The organism is Winogradskyella sp. SM1960 (assembly GCF_020179375.1).
GTDB classification, from domain to species: domain Bacteria; phylum Bacteroidota; class Bacteroidia; order Flavobacteriales; family Flavobacteriaceae; genus Winogradskyella; species Winogradskyella marina.
In genome coordinates this window covers 73,982-95,971 of record NZ_JAICBG010000009.1, presented here as the reverse complement: position 1 = coordinate 95,971, position 21,990 = coordinate 73,982, and the positions used below count along the sequence as shown (strand labels likewise).

Below are 21,990 nucleotides of genomic sequence, written 5' to 3'. Positions count from 1 at the left end.
AAATTCAAAAAGGATTCTTATTCAATAAGAATCCTTTTTTTGCATTATGCTAATTAAACTTACATCATATTTCAATAAACAAACCCATCCTGCGCCGTTGGCTGTGTTCAGAATAGGTTTTGGCCTTATGATGTTGGCAAGTATTATTAGGTTTTGGTCTTATGGTTGGATTGAAAAACTGTACTTAGAACCTCAATTTCACTTTTCGTATTATGGTTTTGAATGGGTAAAACCTATCGGCAATTATACATATCTTCTATTTGTAATATGCGGTTTATCTGCAGTCTTTGTGGCCTTAGGATTAAAATATCGCATGGCCATTATCACGTTCTTTATAAGTTTTACCTATATCGAATTTATGGATAAAACTACATACCTCAATCATTACTATTTTATAAGTATATTGAGCTTTTTAATGTGTTTTTTACCCGCCAATGCGTACTTCTCTTTAGACGCTATAATTAGAAAAAAGGAATACCATCAAATTCCGAAATGGACTATTAATAGCATAAAACTGTTATTAGGAGTCGTTTATGTCTATGCCGGTTTGGCCAAAATAAATAGTGATTGGTTATGTAAAGCCATGCCTTTAAAAATATGGTTGCCTTCCAAATATGATTTACCTTTTATTGGCGAAAATGTGATGCAACAAGAATGGTTTCATATGGCCATGAGTTGGTCTGGAATGTTATATGATCTAAGCATTCCCTTTTTTATGCTTTATAAGCGCACACGGGGTTTTGCTTTTGCATTAATTGTGTTTTTCCATGTCTTTACAAGAGTGTTGTTTCCTATTGGCATGTTTCCTTATGTCATGATTGTAGCAACTCTAATTTTTTTCGATGCCGATGTACATGAGCGTATTTTAAATGGATTTCGAAAATTATTCAGCGTTTTAAAGCTAAAAGTCGCTACTATTGAAATTTCGAATTATAAATTTCAAAATCAAAAGATAATTTTGCCAATCTTAGGTTTATTTTTTACGATTCAATTACTTTTGCCGTTTCGTTATTTGTTGTATCCTAACGAATTATTTTGGACCGAAGAAGGCTATCGTTTTTCTTGGCGTGTCATGTTAATGGAAAAAGCAGGGTATACAGAATTTAAAGTGGTTGATCCCGTATCTGGACATTCATTTTCTGTAGATAATTCAGATTTTTTAACACCGTTTCAAGAGAAACAAATGAGCACACAGCCCGATTTTATTCTAGAGTATGCCAAATATTTAGAACAGCATTTTGCATCACAAGGGCATAAAAATATTGAAATTTACGTCGATAGTTTTGTGGCTCTAAACGGTCGCTCTAGTGAACGCTACATTGACCCCAAAGTGGATTTGCTAAAACAAACAGAATCATTTGAACCCAAAAATTGGATTTTACCATTTAAAGATGACATTAAAGGACTTTAGTACATTTATAATAATTGTTTTGTTTGCATTTGCACTCCATGCACAACAAAAGGTATCTGGTATTATTACCAATCGGGAAACCCAAGAACCGGTGAAAAATGTGGAGGTTTATGATAAAGTTTCTGGTTTATTGGCCAAGTCCGATGCCAATGGCTATTATGAATTTACAACCCAAAAACAAACCTTGAATTTGGTGTATTTTTCTTATGAATTTAAAATACTAGAAATTACAATCACCGTTGAAAATGATGTTGTTTTAAACCAGCAATTAGAGACCATTGGCGAAGCCTTAACGGTCGTTGAAATTACAGCGCGAAGATCTAAGGTTTTTAATTTAAGTAGATTAAAGGATGTTGAAGAAACTGCGATTTATGCCGGAAAGAAAACAGAGGTGGTTTTAGTCGAAGAATCTATGGCCAATTTGGCCACAAATAATGCGAGGCAACTTTACAGCCAAGTCGCAGGTTTAAATATTTATCAGAATGATGATGCCGGACTACAACTCAATATCGGTGGTAGAGGTTTAGACCCTAATAGAACCGCAAATTTTAATACGAGGCAAAATGGTTACGATATTAGCGCAGACGTCCTAGGATATCCTGAAAGTTATTATTCCCCAGCTTCAGAAGGATTAAAACAAATACAAGTTATCCGTGGAGCGGCATCTTTACAATATGGAACGCAGTTTGGAGGACTCATTAATTTTGTAATGAAAGAACCAAATCCTAACAAACCATTAGAAGTCATTACTAGGAATACTTTAGGAAGTTTTGGCTTGTACACTAATTTTACCAGCCTTAGTGGGACGAGTAATAAATGGAGTTATTATACCTTTTTCAATTATAAAAAAGGCGATGGTTTTAGGCCGAATTCAGAGTTCGAATCTAAAAACATATACGCTCATATTGGTTATCAATTTAATAAAAATACGTCTGTTACTGCCGAACTTACATATTTAGATTATTTAGCACAACAAGCCGGTGGTTTAACCGATACCATGTTTACTGAAGATCCTTACCAAAGTAATAGAGCTCGAAATTGGTTTGAAGTAGATTGGTTACTCTACAATTTTAAATTAGCCCATCAATTTTCAGAAGCTACTAATTTTACATTTAATTTTTTCGGGTTGAATGCTTCAAGAAATGCATTAGGCTTTAGAACCAATCGTGTCGATCAGGTAGATCCGAATACAGAGCGCGATTTAATAAAAGGTGATTTCAATAATTATGGTTTTGAAGCACGATTATTAAGCAAGTATCACATATTTAATAAAGAGGCCACCTTTTTAATCGGTTCTAAATTTTACAAGGCTAATAACAGTCAACAACAAGGGCCAGGTTCCGATGGAATAGGTCCCGATTTTAATATCAGAACCGACGAATTTCCGAACTATTCAGATCAATCCGATTTTGATTTTCCAAATCTAAATGTTGCAGTCTTTGGTGAAAATATCTTCTATCTGAATGATAAATTTTCTGTGACGCCAGGGTTTAGATTCGAGTATATAAAAACACAAAGTGAAGGGGCGTATAAACGCATAAATACAGATGCGGCAGGTAATGTTATTTTTGAAGACACTGTAGAAGATAATCGTGATTTTGAACGCAATTTTGTATTATTCGGCTTAGGTTTAAGTTATAAACCTACCACAAATTTAGAAGCTTACGCTAATATTTCACAAAACTATCGTTCTGTAACCTTTTCAGATATAAATATTGTAAATCCTGCTTTTGCCATTAATCCTGACATTACGGATGAAGATGGATTTACGGTAGATTTTGGTTTAAGAGGGAATTATAATAATATCGTATCCTATGATGTTGGTGCATTCGCCTTATTATACAATAATCGAATAGGTTTTGTTCAAAAAGAACAGGAGGATGGAAGTGTTGTTAGTGAACGTGGTAATATTGGAGATGCCGTAATGTATGGTGTAGAATCTTTATTTGATTTTAACTTGAAGAAAATCTTAAAACTGAATACCGATTTCAGTTTTAATTATTATATTAATACCTCTTTTATTTCTTCAGAATATACCAACTCTGAACAACCCGGAATTAAAAGTAACAAGGTAGAATTTGTGCCAGATTTAAATTTAAAAACAGGCTTAAAATTCGGCTATAAAAATCTTATGGGGAATATGCAATACACGTATTTAGGAAGACAATTTACGGACGCTACTAATTCTGTTGCATCCAATTTAAGTGGTGTCATTGGTGAAATTCCTGAATATGACATTTTAGACCTCTCAATATCTTATCGCTATAAAAGGTTTAAATTAGAAACGGGTGTCAATAATGTATTAGATAATGCTTACTTTACACGACGTGCTACAGGTTATCCTGGACCTGGTATCATACCATCTGCTCCTCGTAATTGGTTTACAACATTAGAAGTTACGTTTTAGTAACACTAGATTGTAAATATTAGCTTATCTTTGCACGCAATTAAATCTTAATTGCCATGACAGCACACGAAACTAAAATTGTTGGAGAAGGTCTCACTTATGATGACGTACTCTTAGTTCCAGCATTTTCTGAAATTCTTCCTCGCGAAGTTAATATTCAAACCAAATTTACACGAAACATTACGATTAACATTCCTGTGATTTCTGCAGCAATGGATACGGTTACCGAAAGTAAAATGGCAATTGCTATGGCACAAGAAGGTGGTATTGGTGTATTGCATAAAAACATGACTATAGAGCAACAAGCCGATAAGGTGAGACGTGTAAAACGTGCTGAAAGCGGCATGATTATCGATCCGGTAACCTTACCCTTAACCGCTACGGTTTTTGATGCAAAATCAAATATGGCAGAACATAGTATTGGTGGTATTCCTATTGTTGGTGATAATGGAACCTTAAAAGGCATTGTAACCAACAGAGATTTACGTTTTGAACACGATGGTAAAAAACCTATTGTGGATGTGATGACTAAAGAGCGTTTAGTGACTGCAGCTGTAGGAACCTCATTAAAAGATGCCGAACAAATTCTTCAACAGAATAAAATTGAAAAATTATTAATTGTAGATGATAATTACATCCTCAAAGGACTGATTACATTTAGAGATATTACAAAAGTAACACAGAAACCAAATGCTAATAAAGATACCTATGGAAGATTGCGTGTCGCTGCGGCCATTGGTGTTACAGGTGATGCCGTAGAACGTGCTTCGGCATTAGTAAATGCAGGTGTTGATGCCGTAATAATTGATACAGCTCACGGACACACAAAAGGTGTTGTTGCTGTTTTAAAAGAAATTAAAAAACTGTTTCCTCAACTTGAAGTTATCGTTGGAAACATTGCGACAGGTGAAGCAGCAAAATATTTAGTAGAAGCCGGAGCAGATGCCGTAAAAGTGGGTATTGGACCAGGTTCAATTTGTACAACTAGAGTAGTGGCAGGTGTAGGTTTTCCTCAGTTTTCTGCAGTTCTAGAAGTTTCAGCAGCGATTAAAGGCACAGGTGTGCCAGTGATTGCAGATGGTGGCATTAGATATACAGGCGATATTCCTAAAGCTATTGCTGCTGGTGCAGATACTGTAATGTTAGGATCGCTTTTAGCAGGAACAAAAGAAAGTCCAGGTGAAACGATTATTTACGAAGGTCGAAAGTTTAAATCTTATCGCGGCATGGGATCGGTTGAAGCCATGAAAAAAGGTAGTAAAGACCGTTATTTCCAAGATGTTGAAGACGATATTAAAAAATTAGTACCAGAAGGTATTGTTGGTCGTGTGCCATATAAAGGTGAATTGGTAGAAAGTATTCATCAATTTATTGGTGGCCTTAGAGCAGGAATGGGGTATTGTGGTGCAAAAGATATTGAAAGTTTAAAAGAAAACGGGCGCTTTGTAAAAATCACAAGTTCCGGAATCAATGAAAGTCATCCTCATGATGTCACTATTACTAAGGAAGCGCCTAATTATTCTAGATAATAAGTTCGCTTTAGTTTATAAATAGAAGATTCAGTTTAGGTGTTTTCTATAAAATTTTAAAAAACAGTATCTAATTATAGGTACTGTTTTTTTGTGATTATTTTTAAATTAGTTCAATTAAACCAAACCGCATAACCTTCGCGACGTAATTCTAACGCAATTTGTTCTTCGGCTTTTATGGCTTCAGCTCTGGTAAAAAAGGGATCGATATGGTTGTATAAACTCGGTCGCAAATACGTGCCATATTTCTCAACAATATTTGAAGATAGTTTGTGTCCTTTTTTATTCCGATAGCCTGATTTATGCTGAAGAAAGCGTTCTTTGGGTGTTTTGCTCGTCATGCCAACGTACAAACATTCTAAAACGCCATTAAACTGAGGATTTGCATTTCTGAACTTTGTGTTTTCCGTATACACACGTTTAGAAAGTTCTATGACATATATGGTGTATAGGGTTTTAGGCATATTTTTTACATAAGCGTTTCTAAAGAAAGAATAATTATGCCAATAAAAAGCTTTTTAATTCTTCATACGTACCAATTTCAATAGACTCACCTTCCTTATCCATTACAGCTTCAATTTGAGCTGGTAAATCAATGTTTTCTCTAATAACGTCCTCAACAATGTCTAAGAATTTTGTTGGATGTGCAGTTTCTAAAAACACTACATGTGCATCGTTAGATTTTAAATAGTCTTTAGCACCCAAATATCCAACCGCTCCATGTGGGTCTGCTACATAATTAAAATCATTATATAACTCTAACAATGCTGATCTTGTATCATCGTCTGAATAGCTGTACGTAGATAAATTAGATTTTAAAGCATCAAAATCATTATCGTGTAACTCTTGTATTCTAATAAAATTACTAGGATTACCAACATCCATAGCATTACTAATGGTTTGTACAGATGGTTTTGGTGAATACGTTTGAGACAGCATATAATTTACAACCGTATCATTAGCATTATTGGCAGCAATAAAATGTTTAACAGGTAAACCTAATTTTTGCGCAACCATTCCAGCACAGATATTACCAAAATTTCCGCTTGGTACTGAAAATGCGATATCTTTATGTTTGGATTTTAATTGCTTATACGTAAACATAAAATAAAAAAGCTGTGGTAACCAACGCGCTATATTTATAGAGTTTGCAGAAGTCAATTGCATTTTGTCTGTTAACTCTCTATCTGTAAATGCTTGTTTTACCATGTCTTGGCAATCATCAAAAACACCATTAACTTTTAATGCTGTAATATTTTTACCAAGGGTTGTTAACTGCTTTTCTTGAATATCACTTACTTTACCACTTGGATAAAGAATTACGACATTAACACCTTTTACTCCTAAAAATCCATTAGCAACAGCACCTCCAGTATCTCCAGATGTGGCAACTAAAACTGTAACATCATTAGTGTTGGTTTGGTTAAAATACCCTAAACATCGCGCCATAAAACGCGCGCCAACATCTTTAAACGCCATTGTTGGTCCATGAAACAATTCTAATGTTGAAATGTTTTCGTTAATTTCTACAACAGGAAAATCGAAATTTAAAGTATCTTCAATAATAGATTTTAGAACATCCTCTGGAATCTCAGGAACTATGAACTGCTTAATGGCTTCAAACGCAATTTCTGTGTTTGATTTATGCTCAATGTTTTCAAAAAATGAATCTTCTAAAGGTGTAATTGATTCAGGAAAATATAAACCTTTATCTGGTGCTAATCCTCTAACAACAGCATCTTCAAAGGTTGTATTTGGTGCTTTTTTGTTTAAACTATAGTAATTCATTTTTAAATGTGTTCTAAATTAGTATGCGCTTCAATTAAGTTAACTATTTAAAGAAAACTCTCGGTGAAGCTTCGTTTTATAACTTTTAGTTCGACGTATTCTGAATGTCTTTTATAACGCTCGAATGCCTTCAACATTAATCTTAGAAACATAAGTTTCAAATACGATATCTGTGTTTGAATATATTTTTCTAATGGCTTTTTCAACATTCCGAGCTGTATCTTCACTTTTACTCAACATAAAAATTGAAGGTCCAGATCCTGAAATTGCACAGCCTAAGGCTCCAGCCTTTAATGCCGCATTTTTTACGTCATCAAAATGTGGAATCAATTGCTTGCGATAGGGTTCTATAACAACATCATGCAATGCATCTTTAATTAAATTGTAATCTGAAGTATGTAAAGCATGAACCAAACTACCAACATTTGCCCATTGTGCAATGGCATTACTCAGTGGAATCTCTTTGGGTAAAATTGCTCTAGATTCTGATGTTTTAATTTCAATTTGTGGATGAATTAAAGTCACAAATAAATCTGATGGAGTAGGTAGCTCTAAAATCTGTAATGGACTCGCGCTTTTAACCAATGTAAACCCTCCAAAAATTGCAGGAGCTAAATTATCGGCATGTTCGCACTGACTTGCCAACGCTTCGCCTTTCATGGCAAAGTACGTGAGCTTGGTTTTATCTAATGGTCTTCCCAAAAGCTCGTTCATTCCATAGACGCTTCCTGCAGCACTGGCTGAACTACTTCCTATACCACTTCCTGGTTTTATCTTTTTGTAGATTTCAATTTCAAATCCACAATTGGGTTGTAAATCATTATACATGGCTAAAGCAGAAACTCCAGCAACATTTTTATCAGCTTCAAAGGGTAAATCGTAACCTTCTATTTTAGTGATTTTAATACCTTTTTCTTCTGTTTTTCTAATGACCATCTCATCACCAATAGTATCGATACAAAAGCCTAGAACATCAAACCCACATGCCACATTGGCCACAGTTGCAGGCGAAAATATTTTTATTTCATTCATGATAATGAGTTATTGAGTTATTATGTTATTGAGTTATTCAGACAGCCTAAATAACTCAATAACTAAATAACTTTTTTCATTTTAATTATTAGCAATTCTAATGATATCTGCAAACAAACCAGAAGCTGTAACATCTGCACCAGCACCAGCACCTTTAATAATTAGAGGTTGCTCAGGATAACGTTGTGTGTAAAACATTACAATATTGTCTTTTCCTTTTAGATTATAAAACGGATGTCCTTCAGGAATTTCTTGAAGTCCAACTTTAGCTTTTCCATCATTAAATTCTGCTACAAATTTTAATTGACAGTTATTGTCTTGTGCCGATTTGAATAACCCTTGGTAATACGATTCGTCTTCTATTAATGTTTGGAAAAAATCATCAACGGTATCAGAGTTTGATGCTTTTTCAGTTAAGAAACTCTCGCTTGTTAAATCAGATAATTCAACGGCATGACCACTTTCTCTAGCTAAAATTAAGACTTTTCTAGCGACATCAATTCCACTTAAATCTATTCTAGGATCTGGCTCTGTATAACCTTCTTGTTGTGCTTGTTTTACAATATCGTGAAAGGTGGTTTCTGCATTAAAATTATTGAAAATAAAGTTAAGACTTCCAGATAAGACAGCTTGGATTGTGTTTACTTTATCTCCAGAAGCTATTAAATGACCTAAAGTATCTAAAACAGGCAAACCTGCACCAACGTTAGTTTCAAATAAAAATGCCGCATTATATTGTCTTGATAAGGCTTTTAATTCGTTGTAGTATTCAATGTTACCTGAGCAGGCAATTTTGTTACAAGCCACAACAGAAATGCTTTCTTTTAGATAATGGCTATACATATTAGAAACAGCTTCGTTTGCTGTTATATCTATAAAAACAGAGTTTCTTAAGTTTAGATTTTTGGCATGCTCAAAGAAGCCATCTAAACGCGCTTTTTCACCATTTTCAAGTTCCTTTTTCCAGTTTTTTAAATTGACACCATCATCATTGACAACCATGGTTCTAGAATTTGATAATCCAGCAACTCTTAGGCTAATTTTGAAGTTTTCTTTTAAATAGGCTTTTTGTTGTTTTATTTGTTCAATAAGTCGTTCGCCAACATTACCAACTCCAGTAATAAATAAATTGATTTGTTTGGTTTTGATTTCAAAAAACTGTTCGTGTAAACTATTTAATGCTTTTTTTACATCATTTTTATGAATTACAGCCGAAATATTTCGTTCAGAAGCTCCTTGCGCAATAGCTCTAATATTCACATTGTTTTTACCAAGTGTACTAAACATCTTTCCACTTATACCTTGGTGATTTTTCATTTTATCTCCAATTACAGCAATGATAGATAAGTTGGTTTCTAGTACAATAGGATCAATTTTATGAAGTGTAATTTCATATTCAAAAACGGCATCAACTGCTTCCTTAGCACGTTGTGCATCAAAATCTGATATTCCAATACAAATGGTATGTTCAGAAGAAGATTGCGTAATTAAAATGATATTAATTTTTTCTTGAGCTAATGTTTCAAATAAGCGTTTACTAAAACCAGGAACACCAACCATACCGTTACCTTGTAAAGTGAGTAAGGCGACGTTATCTATATTACTAATACCTTTTACTGGCGAATTTCCATTTGGTGTTACATTCTGCGTAATCGTTGTGCCTATAGCTTCAGGATCTAACGTGTTTTTAATCACAATCGGAATCTTCTTTTTAAGCACTGGCATTACTGTTGGTGGATATAAAACCTTGGCTCCAAAATGCGATAATTCCACAGCTTCTTTATACGATAATTCTACAATTGGTGCAGCTTGCTTTACTAGTTTTGGATTGGTGGTATACATACCACTAACGTCTGTCCAGATTTGTAATTCATCTACTTCCATTGCCGCAGCAATAATGGCAGCTGTATAATCTGATCCACCACGACCTAAGGTGGTAATGTCTCCATTTACAGATTTAGACACAAAACCTGGTAGTAAAACAATGGCTTTTGAGTTTGACTCAAAAAAGGATTGAATTTTAGGGTTCGTAATTTTAAAGTTTACGGTTGCATTATTAAAATTAGCATCTGTTGTAATAAGTTCTTGCGAATTTTTTAAGGTCGCATCTACGGATCTTGAATGTAAGGTGTGATAAATAATTGTTGAAGACAAATCTTCGCCAAAACTCAATAATTTATCCTTAGTTTTTGGTGACAATTCATTGATGAGATAAATACCGTTTAACAGACTTTTTAAAGCATTTAGTTTTTCTGAAACTAACTCTTGTAATTCGTCTTGTTGTTTTTGAAGTGCCTTATCATTTTTGGTATTTGAAAACAGTCCTTCAATGACAGAATTATGGATTGACCATATGGTATCGTATTTCTGTTTATAGTCTAGGTTTTTATCACAAGCTAAACTTGCAGCTTCTAATAGCTTATCAGTTATGCCACCAACGGCAGAAACCACAACAGCAATATTGGTTGTTTTAGATTGTTGATCTAAAATAGAGATGACTTTATTTATGTTTTCGGCTGAACCTACAGATGTTCCACCAAATTTGAGAACTTTCATATTAATTTATAGTTTAAGAGAATAAAATGTCTATATAGACAATAAGGAACGGAGAGCATATTATAAATTACCCCAAAGGGTAATTCGTGTTGAAATAATAAACATAGAAATGCACATTGACTGTGCATTAGAAATTGCTGATATGTTTATTTTTTTATTCATTACATATCAAATGTATTATTTTTACAACAAAAAAAAAACAAATCGTACCTTTTTAGGGATTTATTAAAAAAGGATAGGTCTTTCTAATAATAATGAAATGGAATCAGCTATTTTTCAAGGCTTTTAAAACGATTGTGAGAAACAAACACAAAGAATTTTCCGTCCCTAAATCAGATCATTATGTGGACGTTCCATATAAGTTAAAATAAACAGATATAAACACATGAAGTTATTTTCTAAAGAACAAATTTACGAAGGAGACAAACTAACTGCAGAACGCCAAAATATTACCTCTACAGACTTAATGGAGCGTGCAGGAACACAAATTTTTAATTGGATGCATGCGCGTATGCAAGGTGCACAAGTACCAATTCATGTGTTTTGTGGTATTGGAAATAATGGTGGTGATGGACTTGTTTTAGCGCGACATTTAATAACGCATGGTTACAATGTGGCTACTTATATTGTAAACTGTAGTGATAAGCGTTCTAAAGATTTTTTGGTTAATTATGATCGTATTAAAAATGTGACTAAAACATGGCCAACAATGTTGAGCTGCAAGGAAGAATTTGCAGACATTCAAATTGGAGCCGATGACATTATTGTCGATGCTATTTTTGGTATTGGGTTGAATAGACCTCCAAATGATTGGGTAAAAGCCTTATTTCAAAAATTTAAAGCATCTAAAGCGTTTACCTTGTCTATTGATATGCCTTCAGGTTTGTATTCAGATAAAGCAGTAGAAGATGATGATGCTGTTGTATTTGCAGGTTATACATTGAGTTTTCAGTCACCTAAGTTGGTATTCTTTTTACCTAAGACAGAAAAATACACCACGCAATGGGAAGTGTTAGATATTGGTATAGATCGCGACTATTTAATGCAAACCGAAACCGAAGTTGAATTGATTTCTAAGCATGAAGTTTTACCCATTTATCAGCCAAGAAAAAAGTTTGTGCATAAGGGCGATTTTGGTCATGTTATGATTTTAGGAGGAAGTTATGGTAAAATCGGAGCTGTTAATTTAGCGAGTAGAGCCGCCTTAAGTGCTGGTGCAGGTTTGGTTACTGCATATACTCCTAAATGTGGTTATCACAGTTTACAAACAGCTATACCAGAAGTAATGGTTATTACAGATGACTCTGAAACACATATTTCAAATATTAATTTTGAAATTGAACCAACTGTCATTGGTGTTGGAGTAGGCCTTGGTACTTCGGAAGAAACGGTGAATGCCATTGAAGCATTTCTGAAGAAAAATAAAACAGCACTAGTTATTGATGCCGACGGCTTAAATATAATAGCACAAAACAAATCGCTCTTAAAACTGTTACCAAAACAAACTGTTTTAACACCACACTTAAAAGAGCTAGAGCGCTTAGTAGGCCAATGGACAGATGATTTTGATATGCTTAAAAGGGTTAAAGCATTTTCAGAAAAGTATAATGTTATTGTCTTAATTAAAGGAGCACACTCTATTACAGTAAACAAAAACAAATTATATATCAACACCACAGGAAATCCGGGAATGGCAACAGCAGGAAGTGGAGATGTATTAACAGGCGTGATTTCTGGATTAATAGCGCAAAACTATTCTCCTTTGGCTGCAACTATTTTTGGTGTGTATTTACATGGAAAATCAGGCGATATCTCTATAGAAGATTACGGTTACCAAAGTTTAATAGCGAGACACATTATTGAAACTCTCGGTGAGGCTTATATCGATTTGTTTAAGCAACCAGAACAGCAACAGGAAGACAACCAACAAGAGCCAGAACAGAAAAAGCAATAAAAAAAAAGCCTATTTAAGATTGCTTAAATAGGCTTTTTTATAAATGTTGAGTTTTTAATTTAGATATTCAACTCGTTAAATAAATCTATTAAACTTGAACTAGAAGGTCTTGGAGCATCTGCACTCACGATATCTCCATTAGGATCAATTAATATAAATCTTGGAATACCATTAACCTTATAGTCTTGGATAAACTGTGACATAAAACCATTGTCTGCTATTAATTGCATACCACTTAATTCTTTTTCATCTACCATTTTTTTCCAGCCTTCATATGCTGCATCAGCATCACCTTTGTAGCCACGACCTTCATCAACTGAAATGCTAACGAACTCAATGTTTTTGTCTTCGTATTGCTTTTCAACTTTTTTAAGCGAAGGTATTTCCTTAATACAAGGACCACACCAAGTTGCCCATAAATCAATATATACAAACTTACCTTTTAAGTCAGAAAGTGATGTTGATCCACCAGCGTAATTTTCATAATCCTCAAAGCTTGGAGATGGAGTCCCTTTTGGAAACGCATTAAGAGTCGCTTGTTTAGCCTCCATGAATTTTTTAATTTGATCCACAGACATGTTTATATTTCTGTCCATCATAGCAACATGAGTAGAATCTACATCTGTATATTTCTCCTTTAACGCTTCGTAAGCCGATTTATAATCTGCAATAGCTTCTTCTACTTTGTTCATATCGCTTGAACCGACGAGTTCTTCAGTAAAGTAAGTTTTAGAAATTAAAAACGATTGTACTGAAAAGTTATTTAGATCTGAAGCATCTCCTTTAAAAACCATAGAGTCAATAAAACTTTCATTATCAGTTTCTAAAGATGTTTCATTGTCGTTCTCTAAGTAGATTTGTCCATATTCTTTTCCATGTTGAAAGTTAAAATCGCCAGCCTCAACTTTTAGAGTATCGCTAAAAGTACCATCATCATTTAATTCAATGATTTTTTCGTAATTATCTCTATTAAAAATCTTTAAGGTTTTACTTTCATCAGGATTTGCAATTTGTCCAGATAGTGTTACATAATTTTTAGGTTCTCCTTCGCAAGCAAAAATTGTAGCTGTAATGCAAAGTAATAATAATCGTTTCATGTGTTAGTTTATTTTTTCAATGTTTATAAGCAGGATACTGTTAGCTCATTAGTTAAAATGATTACAGTTTTAATATGCTTTTTTACCAAAATTTGAAAACAAAAATAAGAATTAAAGCGCGAGGAGTATATTATAATTATGATAAAATTATCTATGAGTTGTTAATTGCTAAGAAATCAAAATTCAAGTGTAAACCGCTGTTTTTTTATATAATTTGCAAATGAGTTGTGCTTATATTTTTAAATTATCAAAAAACCGAAACTATTTTGTGTTAGAATTCAATGAAATTTTAATTATTGTATGGTAAAATCCAAAATAATTCTCAATTTTGAAGACCTTTAATAAACTCTTCATGGATAATTATCATATTATTTCTTCAGATGCTTTAGATATTGTAACAATTTATAATATTTTTTATAAAAACAAGAAGCTAAAACTATCAGAAGCATCGACACATAAGATACAGAAATGTAAAACCTATTTAGATAATAAATTGGCGAATGAAAAAAAACCAATGTATGGCATTAATACAGGGTTTGGTTCGCTTTATAATGTAAAAATTTCAGACTCAGATTTAAGTCAATTGCAAGAAAACTTGGTGATGTCTCACGCCTGTGGCACTGGTGAACGGGTTCCAGAATCTATAGTAAAAGTGATGTTGCTTTTAAAAATTCAATCGTTGAGTTATGGGCACAGTGGAGTACAGCTAGCAACCGTAGAACGCTTAATCGAGTTTTTTAATAATGATATTTTTCCATTTGTATTTACTCAAGGTTCTTTAGGGGCTTCAGGTGATTTAGCTCCATTAGCTCATTTGGCATTACCGTTGTTAGGAAAAGGAAAAGTAGTGCATAACAATAAAGAATATGAGGCTGCTACACTTTTAGAAGAATTTAATTGGGAACCGATTAGGCTTGAAGCCAAAGAAGGTTTAGCCTTATTAAATGGTACACAGTTTATGAGTGCTTATGGTGTGTATTTATTATTAATGTCTCATAAAACATCGTATTTAGCAGATATCATTGCTAGTATTTCTTTAGATGCTTTTGATGGACGTTTAGACCCTTTTCATGATTTGGTTCATGCCGTAAGACCACATCCTGGTCAGCGTAAAGTAGCCAGACGTTTTAATGAATTTTTAAAAGGAAGTGAGCTCATTTCACGCGAAAAAGAACATGTTCAAGATCCATATTCGTTTCGTTGTATTCCTCAAGTTCATGGAGCAACAAAGGATACTTTAGACTTTGTTGAAAAGGTAATTTTAACTGAAATCAATTCAGTGACGGATAATCCTAATATTTTTCATGAAGAAGATTTAATAATTTCGGGTGGAAACTTCCACGGTCAACCTTTAGCTTTAGCCTTAGATTATTTAAAAATAGCTATGGCCGAAATAGGAAACATTTCTGAACGTCGTGTATTTCAATTGGTATCTGGTTTAAGGGGATTGCCTGCATTCTTAGTGGATAATCCAGGGTTGAATTCTGGTTTTATGATTCCGCAATATACAGCAGCAAGTATTGTGAGTGCTAATAAACAAATGGCATCTCCAGCAAGTATTGATAGTATTGTGTCTAGTAACGGACAAGAAGATCACGTAAGTATGGGAGCTAATGCAGCCACACAAGCGTATACCTTAGTTAAAAATGTAGAACGTGTTATAGCAATTGAGTTGATGAATGCGTCGCAAGCTATAGAATTTAGAAGACCTTTAAAAACATCACCATTATTAGAATCGTTTTTAGAGCAATACAGAAAAGTAGTACCTTTTATTAAGGTTGATGAAGTATTACATGATTCAATAGAAGCTTCAATTCAATTTTTAAAAGATGTAGATATTGAAATTGAAGAGTTATTTTTGAATTCTTATAACTTGAAATAGGAGGTTTCCATACAAATGAAAATTCAACAGTCATTACTCGTCTTTATTAGTCTATGTATTCTGAATTCTTGCTCAAAAGATGATGACAATGTTCCTTGTCCTCAAACGGAATCTGCTACAATGAAAATTAACGGAGATATTATGGAATTTCAAATTTTTGGAAGAGGAATTGATTTAGATTCTGACGGTTCAGGTCATACGCTAAGTTTGTATATGTCGTACGGAGTTTATTCGCCTCAGCAAAATACACATGCAATAACTTTAAAGCTTCCGTATAAAAAAACTGGTTCTGATATTGTTGAAGAGTTCAATTATTTACGTGTTCAAAATGCAAGTTCAGCTGAAGGTGATTTTGTTCAATCAGAATTGCTAAGTAACGTAACTGTGAATAAAAACACTTGTTTTAGTGCTACATTCTCTGGAAGTGCTATAATTGGAGGTGACGATGTAATTATTACCGAGGGAGTTATCAATCATGTCTACAGTGACCCATTCGATTAGTATATTTTATTTTTCGGCAACTAAGTCTTCAGCCCAAGCTTTAGCATCGTCTAATTCTGAAAAAATCTCAAAAGGTTTCTTGAAAAACATTTTTTCAATTTTGGCATTAATTTTTGCTTGGTAATTCTTTGAAACTACAACCAAACCAATTAAATTCTTAATTTGAGCGGTTTTAGAATAAACTTCAGGATTTACAGAATAGGAATGGATTCTGTGTGTAATATAAACAAAGGGTTTGTTGGGAAAATAGGTTTCTGTTATTTTAATAAGTGTATTATTGTGTTCTGTAGAGACAATAACGCCTTCATTTACAACAACAATGACATAATGATCATAAATTGTCATATTACAAAAATCGAAGTTTAGGGTTTCGTTCATGTTTATTGTTGATTTCAAACGTATAAGATAAAAAAAACTCTTTCGATTAGAAAGAGTTTTTTAAACAATTTGAGATCAACTAGGACTCTGTTGTTTTACTGGGAGACTTAATTTTAATACTTAAAACATCATTTTTTTCATCTAAATCCATTGAAATGGTATCACCTTCGTGAATTTTAGAATTAATGATTTCTTCGGCAAGTGCATCCTCAACATACTTTTGAATTGCTCTATTAAGCGGTCTTGCGCCATATTGTTTGTCGAATCCTTTTTCAGCAATATAACCTTTGGCTTTACTTGTTAGTTTAAGATGATACCCTAAATCTTTAATTCTATCGATAAGTTTAGCCAATTCAATATCAATAATCTTAGTAATATCGTCTTTCTCTAAGGCGTTAAAGACAATAACATCATCTATTCTATTTAAGAATTCTGGTGCGAATGCTTTTTTAAGTGCATTTTCAATTACCGCTTTTGCATGGTCAGACTCTTGAGCTACAGCTGCTGCTGTACCAAATCCTACGCCAGACCCAAAATCTTTTAGTTTACGCGCTCCAATGTTAGACGTCATTATAATGATTGTATTTCTAAAATCAATTTTACGACCTAAACTATCTGTTAAATACCCATCGTCTAATACTTGAAGTAACATGTTAAAGACATCTGGATGTGCTTTTTCTATCTCATCTAATAAGACAACAGCATATGGCTTACGTCTTATTTTTTCTGTTAATTGCCCGCCTTCTTCGTAACCTACATAACCAGGAGGTGCGCCAATTAAACGAGAAATTGCGAATTTCTCCATATATTCACTCATGTCAATTCTCACTAAAGAATCGTCACTATCAAATAACTCGCGTGCTAAAACTTTGGCCAATTGAGTTTTACCAACACCTGTTTGTCCTAAAAATATAAATGACCCAATAGGTTTATTTGGATCTTTAAGTCCAGCTCTATTTCGTTGAATAGCTTTAACAACTTTTGCAACAGCATTATCTTGACCAATAACTTTACCTTTAATTAGTTCTGGTAATTTAGACAATTTATTGATTTCTGTCTGTGCAATTTTATTTACAGGAATTCCGGTCATCATAGAAACGACATCGGCAACATTATCTTCTGTTACAATTTCTCTGTGTTGTTTGGTTTCTTCTTCCCATTTTTCTTGTGCTGCAGATAGCTCTTTCTCAATACGCTTTTCGTCATCTCTTAATTTTGCAGCTTCTTCATATTTTTGCTTCTTAACGACGCTATTCTTGGTTTCTTTAACTTCTTCGAGTTCCTTTTCTAATTCAAGAATTTGTTTTGGTACATCGATATTTGTAATGTGAACACGAGAACCAGCTTCATCCAAAGCATCAATAGCTTTGTCTGGTAAAAAACGTTCGGTCATATAACGGTTCGTTAATTTTACACACGCTTCAATGGCTTCATCTGTATAATTAACATTGTGATGTTCTTCGTATTTACCTTTAATATTGTTTAGAATTTCAACCGTTTCTTCAACAGAAGTTGGTTCAACAATAACCTTTTGAAAACGACGCTCTAAAGCACCATCTTTTTCAATATACTGTCTGTATTCATCTAAAGTCGTTGCGCCAATACACTGTATTTCGCCTCTTGCTAAAGCAGGTTTAAACATGTTAGAAGCGTCTAAGCTTCCTGTAGCTCCACCAGCACCAACGATAGTGTGTATTTCGTCAATAAATAGAATGATGTCATCATTCTTTTCTAGCTCGTTCATTACGGCTTTCATACGTTCTTCAAACTGACCCCTATATTTGGTGCCTGCTACTAAACTTGCTAAATCTAAAGTAACGACACGTTTATTAAATAAGGTACGAGATACTTTTCGTTTTACAATGCGTAAGGCGAGACCTTCGGCAATGGCAGATTTACCAACTCCAGGTTCTCCTATAAGTAACGGGTTGTTTTTCTTTCGTCGACTTAAAATTTGAGAAACACGTTGTATTTCCTTTTCTCGTCCTACGACAGGATCTAGTTTGTTTTCTTCTGCAAGAGCCGTTAAGTCTCTTCCAAAATTATCTAAAACAGGGGTTTTTGATTTCTTATTCGCTTTGTTAGCTTGTCCACCAAATGGATTTTGCTTAGCCTCTTCTTCATCATTCATATTGTCATCAGAAAACGATTCTGCTTTTGGAGTGTCTAAATAATCATCTTCGCTAGTAATCATAGATTTAAATTCTTCTTTAACGTTATCATAATCTACTTTAAGCTTATTTAAAAGCTTAGATGTAGGGTCATTTTCATTTCTTAAAATACATAATAGTAAATGTGCCGTATTAATGGAAGTGCTTTGAAACAGTTTTGCCTCTAAAAAGGTTGTTTTTAACGCACGTTCGGCTTGCCTTGTTAGGTGCAAGTTCTTTTTTTCGTTCGATTTGGTTACGATATTAGGATTCGCCGGACTTAAGATCTCTACCTTACGTCTTAGGTGATTGAGATCTACGTCTAATGCGCTTAATATATCTATAGCCTTGCCATTGCCATCTCTTAATAGACCAAGCATTAAATGCTCAGTTCCAATAAAATCATGACCTAAACGCAAAGCCTCCTCTTTGCTGTAAGCAATAACATCTTTAACTCTTGGGGAAAAATTATCATCCATATTAAATTCCTTTCTGCTTTAAAAATAATAAAAACATATTGAGTATAAGGCAAAAACTATACCTTAATTATATGTTGTAAACGAAGAGACTAAAAAAGTGTTTTAAATCAAAGGAAATAAACAGATACTTATCAACTAAAAAGATATCAAATATTGTTAATAAAAATTCCCAAAAATTGAATGGATTTTGTTTACAAACAGTAGTATTTTGGTTATCTTAGCGCGTTACGAAAACGTACGAAAAAACTAATTAAATTTATATATGTCAGAAGGAGAGAAGCTCATTCCAATTAACATTGAAGATGAAATGAAATCGGCTTACATTGATTATTCAATGTCGGTCATTGTGTCACGTGCATTACCAGATGTAAGAGATGGTTTAAAACCAGTTCATAGACGTGTACTTTATGGTATGCATGAACTAGGAATTAGGGCCAATTCGGCACATAAAAAATCAGCAAGAATAGTTGGTGAAGTTTTAGGTAAGTATCACCCTCATGGAGATACCTCAGTTTATGATGCTATGGTACGTATGGCTCAAGAATGGAGTTTACGTTACATGTTAGTAGATGGTCAGGGTAACTTTGGGTCTGTAGATGGTGATAGTCCGGCAGCAATGCGTTATACAGAGGCAAGAATGCGTAAGATATCTGAAGATATGTTAGCCGATATTGATAAAGAAACTGTAGATCATAAATTAAATTTTGACGATACGCTTGAAGAACCAACGGTCTTACCAACGCGTATTCCAGGTCTTTTAGTAAATGGAGCCTCTGGTATTGCCGTTGGTATGGCTACCAATATGCCACCACATAACTTAACAGAAGTCGTTAACGGAACCATTGCCTATATCGATAATAACGATATAGAAGTGGATGAATTAATGCAGCATATAAAAGCACCAGATTTCCCTACAGGTGGAACAATCTATGGTTACGATGGTGTAAAGGAAGCTTTTCATACAGGTCGTGGACGTATCGTAATGCGTGGTAAAACGATTATTGAAGAAGTACAAGGTAGAGAGTGTATCATTGTTACTGAAATTCCTTACCAAGTTAATAAAGCAGACATGATTAAAAAGACTGCAGACTTGGTTAACGATAAAAAAATGGATGGTATTGCATCTATTCGTGATGAATCGGATAGAAATGGTATGCGAATTGTTTACGTTTTAAAGCGAGATGCTATTCCTAATATCGTTCTTAATAAATTATATAAGTACACAGCACTTCAAACGTCTTTTAGTGTTAACAATATTGCCTTAGTAAATGGACGTCCAGAGTTATTAAACTTAAAGGATTTAATCCATTATTTTGTAGAACACAGACATGAGGTTGTTGTAAGACGTACGAAGTATGAATTAAGAAAGGCAGAAGAACGTGCTCATATTTTAGAAGGTTTAATTATAGCTTCAGATAATATTGATGAAGTTATTAAAATTATTCGTGCCTCTTCAAATGCAGAAGAAGCTCGAAACAATTTGATTGAACGTTTTAAATTGTCAGAAATACAGGCTAAAGCTATTGTAGAGATGCGTTTGCGTCAGCTTACAGGTTTAGAGCAAGACAAGTTACGTGCAGAGTACGAAGACATCATGAAAACAATTATAGACCTTAAAGATATCTTAGACAGAAAAGAACGTCGTATGGATATTATTAAGGAAGAATTGGAAGTTGTAAGAGATAAGTATGGAGATGATCGTCGTTCTTTAATTGAGTATGCAGGAGGAGACTTGAGTATCGAAGATATGATTCCAGATGCACAGGTTGTAATTACCATTTCTCATGCTGGTTATATTAAACGTACTCCGTTATCAGAGTATAAAACACAGCATAGAGGTGGAGTGGGACAAAAAGCATCAACTACGCGTAACGAAGATTTCTTAGAAGATTTATTTGTAGGAACAAACCACCAATATATGTTGTTCTTTACACAAAAAGGTAAATGTTTCTGGATGCGTGTTTATGAAATACCAGAAGGTTCTAAAACGTCAAAAGGTAGAGCAATTCAGAATTTAATAAATATTGAGCAAGATGATAAGGTAATGGCTTTCATCTGTACACAAGATTTAAAGGATGAAGATTACATAAATAGTCATTATGTCATAATGGCAACTAAGAAAGGTCAGGTTAAGAAAACGGCTTTAGAACAATATTCTAGACCGCGTTCTAACGGAATTAATGCCATAACAATTAAGGATGATGATGTTTTATTAGAAGCAAAACTAACAACAGGTGAAAGCCAAGTGATGTTAGCTTTAAAATCTGGTAAAGCCATCCGATTCGAAGAAGCCAAGACAAGACCAATGGGTAGAAATGCATCTGGTGTACGTGGTATAAGACTTCAAGATGAAAAAACCGATGAAGTTATAGGAATGGTTGCCGTAGATGATATGGAAAGCAATATTCTTGTGGTATCGGAAAACGGTTATGGAAAACGTTCTAGTTTAGAAGATTACAGAGTTACTAATAGAGGAGGAAAAGGTGTAAAAACTATTTCTATTACAGAAAAAACAGGTAACTTAGTGTCTATTAAGAATGTAACAGATGAAGATGATCTAATGATTATAAATAAATCTGGAATTGCAATTAGAATGGCAGTATCCGATTTACGAGTTATGGGAAGAGCAACACAAGGTGTTAAGCTAATTAACTTAAAAGGAAATGACTCTATAGCAGCTGTAGCTAAAGTAATGAAAGATGAAGAAGAGGAAATAGATATAGATGCTGAGGTTCGTGACAATGAGGATTTAAATGTGGATGGCACGGCTATTGATAATAATAACACAGAAAGCGAATAATTAACAATAAAACGATTTAATACAAG

Annotated in this window: 14 protein-coding genes; 7 read left to right on the top strand and 7 right to left on the bottom strand. The window is 33.8% G+C overall.

Annotation, left to right across the window (positions count from 1 at the left end; genetic code table 11):
* The first annotated feature begins 46 nt into the window (after positions 1–46).
* The 3 genes from K1X16_RS16755 to guaB are packed head-to-tail and all read left to right on the top strand — an operon-like array spanning position 47 to position 5,347.
* The gene (locus K1X16_RS16755) at positions 47–1,411 is read left to right on the top strand and encodes an HTTM domain-containing protein (protein ID WP_225037241.1); all 1,365 of its coding nucleotides are present in this window, start codon (positions 47–49) and stop codon (positions 1,409–1,411) included.
* Positions 1,392–3,818, top strand: a complete 2,427-nt coding sequence (locus tag K1X16_RS16750) for a TonB-dependent receptor domain-containing protein (protein WP_225037274.1) — start codon at positions 1,392–1,394, stop codon at positions 3,816–3,818. Before K1X16_RS16755 ends, K1X16_RS16750 begins: the two co-directional genes overlap by 20 nt.
* A gap of 56 nt (positions 3,819–3,874) precedes the next feature.
* Positions 3,875–5,347 carry an IMP dehydrogenase gene (guaB, locus tag K1X16_RS16745; protein ID WP_225037240.1) on the top strand — a complete coding sequence of 491 codons (1,473 nt, stop codon included), beginning with the start codon at positions 3,875–3,877 and terminating at the stop codon, positions 5,345–5,347.
* Positions 5,348–5,460: 113 nt separating this feature from the next.
* Here guaB and K1X16_RS16740 read toward each other — a convergent pair whose 3' ends face one another.
* The 4 genes from K1X16_RS16740 to thrA all read right to left on the bottom strand — a co-directional run bounded on the left by K1X16_RS16740 (position 5,461) and on the right by thrA (position 10,723).
* Complete coding sequence (locus K1X16_RS16740; protein ID WP_225037239.1) at positions 5,461–5,811, bottom strand: ribose-5-phosphate isomerase; 351 nt, start codon at positions 5,809–5,811, stop codon at positions 5,461–5,463.
* A gap of 34 nt (positions 5,812–5,845) precedes the next feature.
* Positions 5,846–7,135, bottom strand: coding sequence for a threonine synthase (gene thrC / locus K1X16_RS16735; RefSeq protein ID WP_225037238.1), 1,290 nt, complete (start codon positions 7,133–7,135; stop codon positions 5,846–5,848).
* 111 nt (positions 7,136–7,246) lie between these two features.
* Positions 7,247–8,167 carry a homoserine kinase gene (locus K1X16_RS16730; RefSeq protein WP_225037237.1) on the bottom strand — a complete coding sequence of 307 codons (921 nt, stop codon included), beginning with the start codon at positions 8,165–8,167 and terminating at the stop codon, positions 7,247–7,249.
* 81 nt (positions 8,168–8,248) lie between these two features.
* Positions 8,249–10,723, bottom strand: coding sequence for a bifunctional aspartate kinase/homoserine dehydrogenase I (gene thrA, locus K1X16_RS16725; protein ID WP_195871324.1), 2,475 nt, complete (start codon positions 10,721–10,723; stop codon positions 8,249–8,251).
* 385 nt (positions 10,724–11,108) lie between these two features.
* Here thrA and K1X16_RS16720 point away from each other — a divergent pair, with 385 nt between their 5' ends.
* Positions 11,109–12,677: an NAD(P)H-hydrate dehydratase gene (locus tag K1X16_RS16720; RefSeq protein ID WP_225037236.1), complete on the top strand. Its 1,569-nt coding sequence runs from the start codon at positions 11,109–11,111 to the stop codon at positions 12,675–12,677.
* A gap of 59 nt (positions 12,678–12,736) precedes the next feature.
* Here the strand turns inward: K1X16_RS16720 and K1X16_RS16715 are convergent, their stop codons facing one another.
* Positions 12,737–13,774 (bottom strand): TlpA family protein disulfide reductase, encoded by a 1,038-nt coding sequence (locus K1X16_RS16715; protein WP_225037235.1) that lies wholly within the window; start codon positions 13,772–13,774, stop codon positions 12,737–12,739.
* Between the two features lie 352 nt (positions 13,775–14,126).
* Here K1X16_RS16715 and hutH point away from each other — a divergent pair, with 352 nt between their 5' ends.
* Together hutH and K1X16_RS16705 are read left to right on the top strand one after the other, a co-directional pair.
* Positions 14,127–15,656, top strand: coding sequence for a histidine ammonia-lyase (hutH, locus tag K1X16_RS16710; protein ID WP_225037234.1), 1,530 nt, complete (start codon positions 14,127–14,129; stop codon positions 15,654–15,656).
* 15 nt (positions 15,657–15,671) lie between these two features.
* On the top strand, positions 15,672–16,157 hold the full coding sequence (locus tag K1X16_RS16705; RefSeq protein ID WP_225037233.1) for a hypothetical protein: 486 nt from the start codon (positions 15,672–15,674) through the stop codon (positions 16,155–16,157).
* 6 nt (positions 16,158–16,163) lie between these two features.
* On the opposite strand, the gene K1X16_RS16700 is transcribed toward K1X16_RS16705, so the two are convergent.
* Positions 16,164–16,535, bottom strand: coding sequence for a hypothetical protein (locus tag K1X16_RS16700; protein WP_195871319.1), 372 nt, complete (start codon positions 16,533–16,535; stop codon positions 16,164–16,166).
* A 79-nt stretch (positions 16,536–16,614) separates the two neighbouring features.
* Positions 16,615–19,164, bottom strand: a complete 2,550-nt coding sequence (locus K1X16_RS16695) for an ATP-dependent Clp protease ATP-binding subunit (protein ID WP_195871318.1) — start codon at positions 19,162–19,164, stop codon at positions 16,615–16,617.
* 262 nt (positions 19,165–19,426) lie between these two features.
* On the opposite strand from K1X16_RS16695, the gene gyrA reads away from it, so the two are divergent.
* A complete protein-coding gene (gene gyrA, locus K1X16_RS16690; protein ID WP_225037232.1) occupies positions 19,427–21,964 on the top strand; it encodes a DNA gyrase subunit A in 2,538 nt (845 codons plus the stop codon).
* Positions 21,965–21,990 lie beyond the last annotated feature (26 nt).